Source organism: Buchananella sp. 14KM1171 (assembly GCF_041380365.1).
Lineage (GTDB): Bacteria > Actinomycetota > Actinomycetes > Actinomycetales > Actinomycetaceae > Buchananella > Buchananella felis.
Window position 1 is genome coordinate 1,869,357 of sequence record NZ_CP159981.1, and the last position, 13,722, is coordinate 1,883,078.

The 13,722-nt window shown below is 70.5% G+C and carries 10 protein-coding genes; 7 read left to right on the forward strand and 3 right to left on the reverse strand.

Translation table 11 applies throughout. From position 1 onward, the window contains the following. The first annotated feature begins 28 nt into the window (after positions 1-28). The 6 genes from mtrA (at position 29) to secA (ending at position 9,061) form a co-directional block, all read left to right on the forward strand. Positions 29-727: an MtrAB system response regulator MtrA gene (gene mtrA, locus ABYF38_RS07215; RefSeq protein ID WP_371151713.1), complete on the forward strand. Its 699-nt coding sequence runs from the start codon at positions 29-31 to the stop codon at positions 725-727. Continuing rightward, entirely contained in the window at positions 727-2,445 is a 1,719-nt protein-coding gene (gene mtrB / locus ABYF38_RS07220; RefSeq protein ID WP_371153013.1) for an MtrAB system histidine kinase MtrB, read from the forward strand. The genes mtrA and mtrB overlap by 1 nt, the downstream gene beginning before the upstream one ends. Positions 2,446-2,558: 113 nt before the next feature. After that, positions 2,559-4,187, forward strand: coding sequence for an LpqB family beta-propeller domain-containing protein (locus ABYF38_RS07225; RefSeq protein WP_371151714.1), 1,629 nt, complete (start codon positions 2,559-2,561; stop codon positions 4,185-4,187). A gap of 140 nt (positions 4,188-4,327) precedes the next feature. Further along, positions 4,328-5,050, forward strand: a complete 723-nt coding sequence (locus ABYF38_RS07230; RefSeq protein WP_371151715.1) for a ComF family protein — start codon at positions 4,328-4,330, stop codon at positions 5,048-5,050. Between the two features lie 327 nt (positions 5,051-5,377). Next, a complete protein-coding gene (hpf, locus tag ABYF38_RS07235) occupies positions 5,378-6,031 on the forward strand; it encodes a ribosome hibernation-promoting factor, HPF/YfiA family (RefSeq protein WP_371151716.1) in 654 nt (217 codons plus the stop codon). 240 nt (positions 6,032-6,271) lie between these two features. Next, positions 6,272-9,061, forward strand: a complete 2,790-nt coding sequence (secA, locus tag ABYF38_RS07240; RefSeq protein ID WP_371151717.1) for a preprotein translocase subunit SecA — start codon at positions 6,272-6,274, stop codon at positions 9,059-9,061. 132 nt (positions 9,062-9,193) lie between these two features. Here the strand turns inward: secA and ABYF38_RS07245 are convergent, their stop codons facing one another. Beyond that, a complete protein-coding gene (locus ABYF38_RS07245) occupies positions 9,194-9,643 on the reverse strand; it encodes an Rv3235 family protein (protein WP_371151718.1) in 450 nt (149 codons plus the stop codon). Then, the gene (locus ABYF38_RS07250) at positions 9,640-11,073 is read right to left on the reverse strand and encodes a LysM peptidoglycan-binding domain-containing protein (RefSeq protein WP_371151719.1); all 1,434 of its coding nucleotides are present in this window, start codon (positions 11,071-11,073) and stop codon (positions 9,640-9,642) included. Before ABYF38_RS07250 ends, ABYF38_RS07245 begins: the two co-directional genes overlap by 4 nt. Positions 11,074-11,162: 89 nt before the next feature. Between ABYF38_RS07250 and ABYF38_RS07255 the strand changes: the two genes are divergently transcribed. Continuing rightward, positions 11,163-11,678, forward strand: a complete 516-nt coding sequence (locus ABYF38_RS07255; RefSeq protein ID WP_371151720.1) for a hypothetical protein — start codon at positions 11,163-11,165, stop codon at positions 11,676-11,678. A 505-nt stretch (positions 11,679-12,183) separates the two neighbouring features. On the opposite strand, the gene ABYF38_RS07260 is transcribed toward ABYF38_RS07255, so the two are convergent. Next, entirely contained in the window at positions 12,184-13,545 is a 1,362-nt protein-coding gene (locus ABYF38_RS07260; RefSeq protein ID WP_371151721.1) for a nicotinate phosphoribosyltransferase, read from the reverse strand. Between the last annotated feature and the right edge of the window lie 177 nt (positions 13,546-13,722).

Sequence of the window (13,722 nt, forward strand, 5' to 3'; positions counted from 1 at the left end):
GGTAGCGCGAATGCGAGACAATGCCGCCATGACTGCGCGAATTCTCGTTGTTGATGACGATACCGCCCTTGCGGAGATGATTGGAATCGTCCTCGAGAGGGAGGCCCTGACCGCCCACTACTGCACCGACGGTGCCAAAGCCCTGGGCGTGATCGCGGAGTACAACCCGGACCTGATCCTGCTGGACGTGATGCTGCCGGGCATGGACGGCATCGAGATCTGCCGCCGGGTGCGGGAGACCTCCGGCGTGCCGATCATCATGCTCACCGCCCGCTCGGACACGGAGGACGTGGTGCGCGGCCTGGAGGCAGGCGCGGACGACTACATCCCCAAGCCCTTCAAGCCCGCCGAGCTGATCGCGCGCGTGCGGGCGCGCCTGCGCCGCTCCCCGGAGGAGGCCCCCGCCCCGCAGCAGGAGGAACGGCTGATGATCGGGGACCTGGAGATCGACGTCTCAGGTCACGAGGTGCGGCGCGGGGACAAGGTGATCGCCCTGACCCCGCTGGAGTTCGACCTGATCGCGGCCCTGGCGCGCTCCCCGTGGAAGGTCTTCACCCGCGAGGAGCTGCTGGAGCAGGTGTGGGGCTACCGCCACGCCGCTGACACGCGCCTGGTGAACGTGCACGTGCAGCGCCTGCGCGCCAAGGTGGAGATCGACCCGGAGCACCCGCAGGTAGTGGTGACGGTCAGGGGCGTGGGTTACCGCTCTGGCAACCCACGGGCGTGATGCGGATGGGCCGCAGGTGGCGCACGCACCTGGGTGAGCGGATCGCGTGGATCCTGACCGGGGCCGGCACGGCCCTGGCCATGGTTATCTTCCTGCTGCTCGCCAACGCGGTGCGGACCAACACCTACGAGGCGCGGGTGGAGAACCTGCTCAGCGACGCCGCGGTGAGGACCGCGGCGGCGCAGGTGAGGTTGGACGCGGCCGGTTTCACCACGGTGGACCAGGTGCAAAACTCCGTCAGCGAGCTGGTGGCCTCCCTCTACGAGTCGGCCCAGGGGGCCGGCGCCGTGGGCGTGGTCTTGCAGCGCGCCGCCCGGGAGACCGCCCCGGTGCGGATCAACGACCTGCAGACCTCGGCCTCGCTCAGCGAGTTGATCTCCCCGCAGCTGCGAGAGTCCCTGGGGGAGGGAGCCTCCTCCCAGTTCTGGCAGCCGGTGGCCCTGCCGGGGGAGGAGGGCACGGAGCCCGGCGTGGTGGTGGCCTCCTCGCTGACCCTGCCGCTGGTGGGTGTCATGGAGCTCTACATCTTCTACACGGTGGAGCCGGAACAGCGCGTCATCTCCCAGATCGTGGTGGTGATGATGATCGCCTCGGTGGCGTTGGTGTTCGTGCTGGGGCTACTGACCTACCTGATCGTTTCGCGTCAGCTGCGCCCGGTCCGGGAGACCTCTGCGGCGGCCGCGCGCCTGGCCGCAGGCCACCTCACTGAGCGGGTGGAGGTGAGCGGCGAGGACGAGGTTGCCGTGCTGGGCCGTTCCTTCAACGAGATGGCGGCCTCGCTGCAGGAGCAGATCGACCGCCTGGGTGAGCTCTCCCGCCTGCAGCAGCGATTCGTGAGCGACGTGTCCCACGAGCTGCGCACCCCGCTGACCACGATCACGGCGGCGGCGCAGATGCTGCACGACGCGCGCGACGAGATCGACCCGATTCACCGCCGTCCCATCGAGTTGCTGGCGGAGCAGACCACGCGCTTTGCCGAGATGCTCTCTGACCTGTTGGAGGTCTCCCGCTTCGATGCCGGTGCGGCCGTGCTGTCCCTGGAGGACCGCGACCTGCGCGAGGTGGTGCGCCGCACGGTGGACCTGGTTGCCCCCATCGCCTCCGATCGCGGCTGCGAGTTGATCCTGGATGAGCCGGCCGAGCGCTGCGGCGTGCAGATCGATCCGCGCCGCATCGAGCGGGTGCTGCGCAACCTGCTGGTCAACGCCATCGAGCACGGGGACGGTCGCCCCATCCAGGTGAAGGTGGCCGCTGCGGACGGCACGGCGGCGGTGCGGGTGCGCGACTACGGCGCCGGCATGACGCAGGAGGTGGCCGAGCACGTCTTCGACCGCTTCTACCGCGCCGACCCCTCCCGGGCCCGCACGCTGGGCGGCACCGGCCTGGGCTTGGCGATCTCCCTGGAGGACGCCCACCTGCACGGCGGTTCCCTGGAGGCGTGGGGCCGCGAGGGGGAGGGCGCCTCCTTCCTGCTGGCCCTGCCGACGGAGGCGGGCCAACCGCTTGGCCCCAGCCCGATCGCTTTGGAGCCGGAGGACCGGGTGGCCTACACCCCGGCGGTCGGCCTGCCGATCCTGGCGGAGCTTGACCCCACCGAGCTGACCGAGCAGGTGGACGACGTGCCCGCCCGCCCCTCCCTCTGGCGCCGCCTGAGTGCGTTGTGGCGGGGCGAGGATGGACGACGCGGCCGCAGCGGCCAGGACGAGGAGCAGGTATGAGGCGGGGCGGCGAGTTCGTGGGGGCGGCCGGTGGGGCGTCGTCGGTCAAAAGGGGCGTGCGCGCTCACGTGCCCCCGGCGCTAGTTAGGCGTGGGGGCGGCCGCGCGGGAGTCGTGGCTGTGGTGGTGGCCGCAGCGCTGAGCCTGTCGGCCTGCACGGCCTACCCGCAGTCCGGCCCGGTGCAGGCCGCCAACCCGGACCTGCCGGACTTGGCGCAGGTGGCGCAGACCGCCTCCGGCCCGATCAAGGACGCCTCGCCGACGGAGATCCTCTCCGGTTTCCTGCGGGCCTCGGCGGCGGGCCTGGACGACGACTTCGGCACCGCGCGGCGATTCCTCACCCCGGAGGTGGCCGGCTCGTGGGACCCGGGCGCGGGGGTGTTGATCTACCCGTCGGACGCGGGACTGTCCATCGAGAGCTCTCAGACCGAGGCCGGTGGGCAGGTGGTGAAGCTGGCAACCGCAGTGACCGGCACGCTCTCCCGGCACGGCCAGTTCAACGCCACCGACCCGGACGCGCGCACCTCCCTCAGCTTCGAGATGAGCAAGGACGCCGCCGGGCAGTGGCGCATCAGCCACCTCGAGGACGGGGTGCTGCTCAGCTCGGCGTCGTTCTCGCTGGCCTACACGGCCCGCACCCTGGCCTTCCTCACCCCGGACCGGCGCGCGGCCGTGGCTGACCTGCGCTACCTGCCGCTGCGGCGCCTGCCCACCCACGTGATGAACGCGCTGGTGGTGGGGCCGGCGCCGTGGCTGGAGGGAGCGGTGGCCAGCGCCATCCCGGCCGGTGCGCAGCTCACCGGCGGCGGCGTGGAGCTGAAGAACGGCGTGGCAGAGGTGGACCTGGCCACCGAGACCCTGCTGACCCCGCAGGAACGCTCCCAGCTGCGCGCGCAGGTGGAGGCCTCCCTGGCGGGCATCCCGCAGGTGCAGACCGTGCAGATCATCCTCAACGGCGAGGAGGTGGACAACGCCGCCGCCGCGCTGGAGACCCGCACCACCACTAACCCGCTCCTGGTGAGCTCCGAGAACTCGCTGCGCCACCGGATCGGGGAGGAGTGGGAACAGGTCCCGGCACCGGAGGGGGCGGTGAGCGCGCCGCGCCACCCCACCTACCTGGGCGCCAGCATCGTGTACACGGACGGCGGCCAGCTGCGCATCCTGGAGGAGCGAGAGGCGCGCGTGCTGGCCGAGGACTTCAGGGCCGCCCCGAGCGTGGACCGGCTGGGCTGGATCTGGGGCGAGCGGCGCGGCGAGGGGCTGAGCGTCATCAACGCCGCCGGGAAAACCAGGACCGTGATCGCGCCCTGGCTCGCCGGGGCACAGGTGCTGCAGGTCCTCATCAGTCGGGACGGGGCGCGCCTGGTAACCGTGCGCAAGCAGGGCAGCGCGGTGCGCGTGGAGGCGATGGGCGTGGCTCGCGACGCCGAGGGCGCCCCCACCGCGCTCGGGGAGCCGGCGTTCGTGGCGGAGGTGGACGGCGAATTCTTCCAGCTCGCCTGGGAGAACGACGTCCAGCTGCTGGCCCTGCACGGCCGCGAGGGCGTGTCGGTGCTGGACCGCATCCAGCTGGGCGGGCTGCGCAGCAGCCAACGCGTCCAGGACGGGGCCGTGCAGCTCGCCGTCAACCCGAGCGACCGCGCGATCGTGGTGGTGACCAAGAACGGGGAGCTGTTGCAGTACCAGGGCGGTGTGTGGCGCCTTTCCACCACCGGGGTGATGGACCCCAGCTTCGGCAACTAGCCGGGCTCGCCGCCGCGCGCTGGGGCGGGCATGCCCGCCCTGTGGACGGGGCGACGGCGCCCCAGGCGGTGGATAACCGGGCGGGCGCACAGTGGGGGATGCCGGTGGGACGTCGGCCACCCGGCGCCTAGAACGGAGGCGTGGAGAAAACGAACCAAGCCCATCAGGAAGGCGGGGCCGGGTGGCGCGCGGCCGGGGCGGCCCTGCTGGACCTGCTGGTCCCCGTGGAGTGCGCCGGTTGCGGGCGGCAGTCCCAGCGGCTGTGCCCCGCCTGCCAGCGCTCCTTCGCGGCCCTGACGCTGGTGGACAACGCCGCGCCCCTGCCCGTCCTGGCCCTGGACCGCTACGACGGCGCCGCCCGCGCCATGATCCTGGCCTACAAGGACCGGCACCGCACCGACGTGGACGAGTTCTTAGAGGGCCGCGCCCGGGCCGCCGGGTGGTGGCTGAGCGGGCAGCTGGGCCAGTTGCGGCGGGTGTTGGTGGTGCCCGCACCCTCCGGGTGGCGGCGCCGCTGGCGCGGGGCGCTGGTGGCCGCCCGCCTGGCCCAAGCGGTGGCAGAGGGGATCGCGTCAAACGGGAGACAGGCCCGGGCCATCGACGCGCTCAGGCGCGCCGGCGGCGGCAGCCAGGCAGGCAGAGGCGCGCGCTCGCGGGCCCGCCGCTCCCGCATGCGGCTAAGCGGCAGGGTGGTGCGCGCGGCGCTGGGGCCGGGCGGGTGCCTGGCCGGGCGGGCGGTGGTGCTGGTGGACGACGTCGTCACCAGCGGCGCCACCCTGCAAGAGGCGCGCCGGGTGCTGGAGGCCGCCGGCGCGCTCGTGCTGGCCGCAGTCGTACTGGCTGCCGTGCCCGCACGCGGGTGAGGGCGGTGGGGCGCTCGGGGTGGCCGCAGTCGTATCGGCGGCCGTGCCCGCACGCGGGTGGGCGGTGGGGCGGCGGCGCTGCGTGAGCGGCGTAATCGCGCGCTTACCTCCTCCCGGGAGGCGTGGGCGCGGGCCGGCCGTGCTCGCCCCCAGAGAAACGCGCGACAGGGGCGAAGTGTGCGCCGCCTCACGCCGCGATGGTAGTATTTGTGAGCACAGTCACCCGCGAGGATGCGGGGAGAGGAGGTGGGAACCAAAAGCATGCGCCCACCGCCGTGGTGGGTGTTTATCCCCGGGGCGAAAGCCTCAACCGTCAAGGAGGACACCATGGACATCACCATCAATGCCCGTAACGCCGAGATCCACCCCGATTTCCGTGCCTACGTTGAGGAGAAGGTCCAAAAGGTACAGCTGTTTGACCCGCGCGTGCAGCGGGTAGAAGTGGAACTGACCCACGAACGCAACCCGCGCCAGGCGGACACGGCGGAGCGAGTGGAGATCACCGTCATCTCCAAGGGCCCGATCATCAGGGCAGAAGCAAGCTCCTCCGACCGCTACGCGGCCCTAGACATCGCAGCTGGGAAGCTGGCCGAGCGCCTACGCAGGGCGCACGACCGCTCCAAGGACCACCACCGTCTGGCACCTCCCTCCCTCGCCCCCACCGCCGAGGAGCTGAAGCTAGGCACCCCGCTGCCGGAGGAGCCCGCGCCGGCTCCCGTGGCGGAGGAAGAGGCACCGGCCTCCAAGCTGCCGGCACTGGGCGAGACCGTTGAGACTCAGCTGGGCGACTCCCCGGTGATCGTTCGCCAGAAGCTCCACGAGGCCACCCGCCTGACCGTGGACGAGGCCCTGTACCAGATGGAGCTGGTGGGTCACCCGTTCTACATCTTCATCGACGCTGAGACGGACCAGCCCTGCGCGGTGTACCACCGCCACGGCTGGACCTACGGCGTCATCAGGCTGGACGCGAAGGTCTGCTGAGGGTTCGCGGGACGCTAGGTGCTGGGGCCGCAGGGGCAACCTGCGGCCCCAGCGCCGTGTTCCGGCAGGCCAGGTGTGGGTGAGCCGCGCCAGGCGCCGGTGTGGCGGGCGCGGGCCCGCCTACGCCCGGCGCGAATGGAGGGGCCAAGTGGCGGGAGCGGGCCGTTAGACTGGCAAAGCCTGTATGGCGGAAATAGAAGCGCGGGGAGGGCCCGCGCCGCAAACAAGGGGTTAGAGTCCGTGGGTCTTTTCGAGAGGATTCTGAGGATCGGCGAGGGGCGCACCCTCAAGCGGTTGGAGCGCATCGCCGACGACGTGGAGGCGCTGGCCGACGCCTATAGGGAGCTCACCGACGAGGAGCTGCGCGGACTGACCGAGGAGTTCCGCCAGCGCCTGGCCGACGGCGCCAGCTACGACGACATCCTCCCGGAGGCCTTCGCCGCCGTGCGCGAGGCCGCCGACCGCACCCTGGGCATGCGCCACTTCCGCGTGCAGATCATGGGAGGCGCCGCCCTCCACCTGGGCAACATCGCGGAGATGAAGACCGGTGAGGGCAAGACCCTGGTTGCCACGCTGCCCTCCTACCTGCGGGCGCTGGACGGCAAGGGCGTCCACGTGGTCACGGTCAACGACTACCTGGCCTCCTACCAGAGCGACCTCATGGGCCGCGTCTACCGATTCCTCGGCCTGAGCACTGGCTGCATCTTGGCCGGCCAGACCCCGGCCGAGCGTCGCGAGCAGTACGCCTGCGACATCACCTACGGCACCAACAACGAGTTCGGTTTCGACTACCTGCGCGACAACATGGCCCAGCGCACCGAGGACCTGGTGCAGCGCGGCCACAACTTCGTGATCGTGGACGAGGTGGACTCCATCCTCATCGACGAGGCCCGCACCCCGCTGATCATCTCCGGCCCCGCCACCGGCGGCGTGAACGAGTGGTACGCCGAGTTCGCCAAGCTGGTACAGCTGCTGGAGCGCGAAGTCGACTACGAGGTGGACGAGAAGAAGCGCACGGTAGGCGTGCTGGAGGCAGGCATCGAGAAGGTGGAGGACCTACTTGGGGTGGAGAACCTCTACGAGGCCGCACACACGCCGCTGATCGGCTTCCTCAACAACGCAGTCAAAGCCAAGGAGCTGTTCAAGCGCGACCGCGACTACATCGTCCACAACGGTGAAGTCATGATCGTGGACGAGCACACCGGGCGCGTGCTGCCTGGGCGCCGCTACAACGAAGGAATGCACCAGGCCATCGAGGCCAAGGAAGGCGTGGAGATCAAGGCGGAGAACCAGACCTTCGCCACGATCACGTTGCAGAACTACTTCCGCCTCTACCCGGAGGGCTCCCGCTCCGGAATGACCGGTACCGCTGAGACTGAGGCGGCCGAGTTCGTGGGCACCTACAAGATCGGCGTGGTGCCGATCCCCACGAACAAGCCCATGATCCGCAAGGACCAGCAGGACCTGGTCTACCGGTCGGTGGCGGGCAAGCTAAAAGCAGTGGTGGAGGACATCGTGGAGCGCCACAAGGTGGGCCAGCCGGTGTTGGTCGGTACCACATCGGTGGAGAAGTCTGAGGAGCTCTCTGCGCTGCTGAAGAAGGCAGGTGTGCCCCACGAAGTGCTCAACGCCAAGCATCACGAGCGCGAAGCCGCTGTGGTGGCCATGGCAGGCAGGAAGGGCGCCGTCACGGTGGCCACCAACATGGCCGGCCGTGGAACCGACATCATGCTGGGTGGAAACGCCGAGCACATCGCGCGCGCCAACCTGGAGAGCCGGGGCATCAACGCCCACGACGACTCCGACGAGTTCGACAAGGCCTGGCCGACTGCGCTGGCCGAGGCCCGCGAGGCGGTGGCCGCTGAGCACGACGAGGTGGCCGAGCTGGGTGGCCTCTACGTGCTGGGCACCGAGCGCCACGAGTCGCGCCGAATCGACAACCAGCTGCGCGGCCGCGCCGGCCGTCAGGGCGACCCGGGCGAGTCCCGCTTCTACCTGTCCATGGAGGACGACCTGATGCGCCTGTTCAACAGCGGGTTGGCCAAGCGCATCATGGAGGCCTCCAACTTCCCCGAGGACGTGCCGCTGGAGTTCAGCGCCGTCACCAAGGGCATCGCCTCCGCGCAGAACCAGGTGGAGGCCCGCAACTTCGACATCCGCAAGAACGTGTTGAAGTACGACGACGTGATGACCGAGCAGCGTGAGAAGGTCTACGAGCAGCGCCGCCAGGTGCTCAACGGCGAGGACATGGAAAACCAGGTCCTCAGCTTCATCGACCTGGTGATCCCCGCCGCCGTGGCCATCACCACCGCGGACCCGGACCCGAAGGAATGGGACCTGGAGTCGCTGTGGTCCTCGCTGCGCTCCGTCTACCCCGTCCAGGTGGGCCTGGACGAGTTCATCGAGGAGGCCGGCGGCCGCCAGGGCGTGACCCGCGAGGCGATCACCGAGGAGCTGCTGGAGGACATCCGGTTTGCCTACCAGCAGGTCGAGGAGGGCATCGAGGCCAACCCGATCGCCAAGGCCCAGCTGGGCGAGGATCCCATGCGCGAGCTGGAGCGTCGGGTGCTGCTCAGCGTGGTGGACGAGCGTTGGCGCTCCCACCTCTACGAGATGGACTACCTCAAGGAGGGCATCGGCCTGCGCGCCATGGCCCAGCGTGACCCCCTGGTGGAGTACGCCAACGAGGGCTCCCAGATGTTCAAGGCCATGATGGACGCCATCCGGGAGGAGACGATCCAGGGCGTGTTCGCCTACGCCAAGCGCTTCGAGTCCGCGCTCGAGCAGTTCAAGGAGCAGGCCGCCGCGCAGGAGGCCCAGGCTGCGGCTGCGGCGCAGGCCGAGTCCGTGATGGGCGAGACCGGCAAGAAGGCGGTGGAGACCAACGTGACTCTCTCCGGCCCGGACCCGGACGACGACTCCACTGCGGTTACCGAGGCAGACGCCGAGCCGCTGGACGCCACCGGCACCCAGCCGCTCAACCGCGAGCAGAAGCGTCGCCAGGCCCGCGCGGCCAAGCGAAAGCGCTGAAAAACCGAACTGCGAAAGCGCTGAGAAGGAGGCTGTGCGAGCGCTGAGATAGGGGCTTGCGCAAGCGTCGAGAATGGGGGCGGCGGGAGCGATCATCGATCGCTCCCGCCGCCCCTTTCTGCTTGTTGGGTGTTAGCCGATCTCTAGGGCGGTGACCAGCCAGCGCGAGCGGTAGGCCTCCAGGCGCAGGGCGACCGCGCGGGCGCGGTGGCCGTCGTAGACGGTCACGCTCAGCTCGTATTCGCCGGTGGGCAGCTGGAAGCTGTGGTAGCCCACCACGTTGACGGGGGCGGCGCTGACGCCCTTGAGCCGGTGGTGGAGCCCGGCGCGGCGCACGATGACGGCGTGCAGTTCCGGGGTGAGCCAGCGGGCCAGCTGTCCGGCGTCCCGCTTGCACAGGATCGCCTCGATGCACGCGCGGGCCAGGTTGGCTCCCCACAGGCCGGCGTCGGGAAGCTGGCGCGAGCCGCCGGCTGACGTCATGCCGGCGCTGGCCGGGCGGGCCGGGGCCTGGGCGGGACGCGGGTAGTGCGCCGGAGTCGGGGCGGGGGTGTGGCGTTGCTTAACAGCGAGGTTGATCATGACAAAACTCCGTCCGGAATGACCAAGTGCTGGCCGGGCAGGATCAGGTTGGGGTCAGAGCCGATCTGGGCTCGGTTGAAGGCGTAGATCGCGCGCCAGGCCTCGTCGATCTGGGCGTCGCTTGCGCCGGGTAGCAGCTCGGCGCTGATGCTCCACAGGCTCTCGCCGGGGGCGACCAGGTGTACCCGGGCGGCCGACTCGAGTGGGGTGACGAGGCCCGGCGCTGCCGTCGCGCTTGGCGCAGAAGCGGGGGACGTGGCGACGGCGGACACAGGGGAGAGGGAAGCGACAGGGCTGCCGGCCACCACGCTGCGACCGGGAAAACCGATCGGGACGAGCGGGGTGGAGGGGGCAGGCTGGAGGTTCGGGTGGGCACCGGGCGCCTGCGCGGGCAGGGACGGCGCCTGGCCCTGGATGGCGTTCGCCGGATCGGCGGCCGGGGTGGCCGGGGCGGTCTGCGGGCTGCTCGCCACGGGCGCGGCAGGCCCCTGCGGGGCGGGCCAGTTCAGGGAGGGCAGCTCCTCGTCTCCGGCGGAGGGCGCGTCCTGCGCCTTGGCGGTGGGCAGGGCCCCCGGCGTGTCGGCAAACGGGCGGGCGGCAGCGTCGTGCGCATCCTGGGCCAGCCAGGTGGGCAGCTCGGTGCGCTCGGAGGCGTCCGAGGGCGGGACAGGTGCCGGCCAGGTGGTGGCGGGCGGTGTCACGGCAACGTCGGACTCCAACCACGTCGGCATGGTGGCGGAGGCGTGGGGAGCGGGCAGGGCGGCGGGGGTCTGGCTCGGCAGCGACGTCGGCTCCGTCGACGGCTTAGGCGCCTGTGCGGCCTGGTCGAACGCTGCGGCAGGCCAATCGAGCCCGGCCGGGGCGGCGGTGAAGTCCTGTGGGGTGGCGGTGAGGTCCTGCGGGGCGGCGGTGAGGACCTGCGGGGCGGTGGTGAGGTCCTGCGGGGGCTGGGTCAGGCTGGGCAGGGCTGCCTGGCGCCACTGCTGCGAGCCGAGTGCGGGCACCAACTGGGGTGCTTCGACCGTCGCTGCAGCCTCAGTGGCGGGGGAGGAGTCGGTGGCGGTGGCCAGGCTGGGCGACACCGCCAGGGCGAAGCCGAGCCCGCCGGCCGCCGCAGAGAGGCTGGCCTGGCGGCCCAGACGCTTGAGCCAGGGGAAGCCGACGTCCTCCAGCAGGCGCGCCAGCCCTACCGCCTGCGGGAACAGCCAAGTTCCCAGCGAGAGCAGGAGGGTCAGCGCCGCCCAGGCCGACACGGCCAGGCCGGCGGAGCAGAGGGCGGTGACGACGGCGCCCTCGAACGCCGCGGATGGGTTGTTGGTGCCCATCTGGGCCAGGCCGTCCTTCAGGCCGGCGACGCAGAGGGCAGTGGCGACCGCCAGGCCCACGCCTGCGGCGAGCCCTCCTAGCAGCGGATTCGTCCCTCTACGCATTTGAACTCCAAGTACGTGTCAGTTCGTGTCAGTTCGTACATTTAGAGTGGAGTACATTCCGGACGGTGTCAAGGAGTAGGCTTTGCTTTATGGAAATCGAGCACCTACTTCAGGACCTCTCCAGCCGCCTCGACGCCCAGGCGAGACTGGAACTGGCGCAGGAACTGGCGGAAATCCTGGAGGCGGAGCGCGCCGAGTTGGCCCTGGCCGGCAGGCTCGCAGCCGCAGTGGGACAGGAAGTGGCGCTCACTTCTCGAGACGAGGGCAGCTTTCGTGGCACGGTCAGCGCGGTCACCCGCCACTACGTGCACCTCAACTGCGGCATGCAGCAGGTCTTCGTCAGCCTGGCCGCGCTGTGCACGGTGCAAGGACTGCCCCCGGCGGGTCAGGTGCCGGCCGGTTCGCGCGCAAACCAGAGCCTGGGCTCGGTGTTGCGGCAGGCCGCGCGCGTCAACGCCCGCGTGGTGGTGGGTTGCCAAGGAGTGCGCACCGGGCAGGTGGCTTTCGCGGGCAAGGACTTCCTTGACCTTGCCCCCGCGCCGGGCAGCGGCATGCCGCCGCTGACGATCCACCTGCCCCAGGTCAGCTGGGTCTCGATCGGGTAGGCGGCGGCTGAGCGCGAGGACGGCACGGGCAGGTGCGTGCGTCGGGCCCGCAAGGTGGTGCCGAGCGGGCAGGAGTGGGCGTCGCAGCCAACGGCGAGGGGCCCGGGGGTACCTGGGCAAGTGGAGGTAGACCCGTCGATGGGCAGCGGCTGGCCGCCGAGCCGGGGACCTTGCGCAACCAGTTGAGCCTTTGTTGCAGTGTTTGAGCCTTTGTTGCAGCTCTTGCGCCTTTGGGTGACCTATTGAGGCGTTAATCGTTGTCGTAGCGCCACAAGAGCTACAACAAAGCCACGACCGGTACAACAAGGGCTCAACGGGAGCAACAAAGGCGCAATCGGTTGCGCACGCCGGCCTGGCTCTGATCTAGCCTGACCCGGCCCGCACGCCGGCCCAGCCCCAGCCGAGCCTGGTTCTGGCCCCGGATCCTGGCCCCGCACACCGGCCCAGCCCCAGCCGAGCCTGGCCCCGGCCATGGCCCTGGACCCAGACCAGACCCAGGCCAGGCTCAGCGCTGGGTGGCGGTGGAGCTGGACAGGTCCAGGTGGCGGGTGGGGATGGCCGGCTCGCCCTGGGAGAGGCGCCAGCCGTCGTAGGGAAGCTCGGCGCGGGAGGCCTTGTGCCGCTGGGCGGCCACGCGCAGGGCGCCGGGCCCGCGGTGCTCCTCCACCACGTTGCCGCCCACCACCAGGTCCACGTGCAGGGGGCGCGCCCCGGCCTCGGTGAGGGCGCGCTGGGCCTGGCCGGGCTCGTCGAAGGAGACCACCAGTTCCTCGGTGGCGCGGCCGTCCACGCTGATGCGGCCGGCCAGCTTCTGGCCGCCCACCGTCTTCTTCTGGCCGGAGAACTTGGCGACGTCGTGCATCACGCCCTCGTCGTCCTCGCGGGCCACCAGCTTGTAGACCAGGGCGGCGGTGGGCACGCCGGAGCCGGTCACGAGGCGCGTGCCCACGCCGTAGGAGTCCACGGGGGCGGCGCCGAGGGCGGCGATGGCGTACTCGTCCAGGTCGGAGGTGACGGTGATCTTGGTGGAGGTGGCCCCCAGCGCGTCCAGCTGCTGGCGCACCTTGATGGCCTGGGCAACCAGGTCACCGGAGTCCAGGCGGACGGCGCCAAGCTCCCCACCGGCGGCGCGCGCTGCGGCGACTGCTCTTTCCACGCCGCGCTCAACGTCGTACGTGTCAACCAGCAGGGTGGTGCCCGGTCCCAGGGCGGCCACCTGCGCGGCAAAGGCGTCCTGCTCGGAATCGTGCAGCAGAGTGAAGGAGTGCGCGGAGGTTCCGATGGTGGGAATCTCGTACTGCTGCCCGGCCTCCAGCAGGGAGGTGCCCACAAAACCACCCACCACGGCGGCGCGGGCGGCGGCCACGGCGGAGTGCTCGTGGGTGCGGCGCGCGCCCATGTCCAGGCAGGGGCGCCCGTGGGCGGCGGTGGTCATGCGGGAGGCGGCGCTGGCCACCGCGCAGTCGTAGTTGTAGATGGACAGCAGCACGGTCTCCAGCAGCACCGCCTCGGCAAAGGTGCCCTCAACCACCATCAGCGGGGAGCCGGGGAAGTAGCACTCGCCCTCGGCGTAGCCGCGAATGTTGCCGGAGAAGCGGAACTCGCGCAGGTAGTCCAGGGTGGCGTCGTCCAGGAAGCCGCGCCCGGCGAGCCAGTCGATCTGCTTGCCGGAGAAAGTGAAGTTCTCTATCGCGTCCAGCACGCGGCCGGTGCCGGCCACCACGCCGTAGCGGCGCGTCGCCGGCAGTCGCCTGCCGAACATCTCAAAGACGCTGCGGCGGTGGGCCGTGCCATTAGCCAACGAGCTCTTCAGCATCGTCAGCTCGTACATGTCGGTCAGAAACGCGGTTGACTCAGGAAGCGCCATAGCCTCGAGGCTATCGCACATAGCGGTTAGAACAAGCCAAACCTGGGTCGTAGGTCACGGATTGGCTCTGAATGAAATCTGCCACCAGCAGGTGGGGGCAACCGCGAGATTCCAACGATCCGTTACGTCAATGGCGTCACAACGCGGCGCGCGTGGGCCGTCTCACTAGGCACAAAC

Coding starts and splice junctions, on each gene's coding strand:
- ABYF38_RS07255 (WP_371151720.1), top strand. CDS start 11,163: ATGGAAATCGAGCACCTACTTCAGGACCTCTCCAGCCGCCTCGACGCC.
- mtrB (WP_371153013.1), top strand. CDS start 727: ATGCGGATGGGCCGCAGGTGGCGCACGCACCTGGGTGAGCGGATCGCG.
- ABYF38_RS07260 (WP_371151721.1), bottom strand. CDS start 13,545: ATGGCGCTTCCTGAGTCAACCGCGTTTCTGACCGACATGTACGAGCTG.
- ABYF38_RS07250 (WP_371151719.1), bottom strand. CDS start 11,073: ATGCGTAGAGGGACGAATCCGCTGCTAGGAGGGCTCGCCGCAGGCGTG.
- mtrA (WP_371151713.1), top strand. CDS start 29: ATGACTGCGCGAATTCTCGTTGTTGATGACGATACCGCCCTTGCGGAG.
- ABYF38_RS07245 (WP_371151718.1), bottom strand. CDS start 9,643: ATGATCAACCTCGCTGTTAAGCAACGCCACACCCCCGCCCCGACTCCG.
- hpf (WP_371151716.1), top strand. CDS start 5,378: ATGGACATCACCATCAATGCCCGTAACGCCGAGATCCACCCCGATTTC.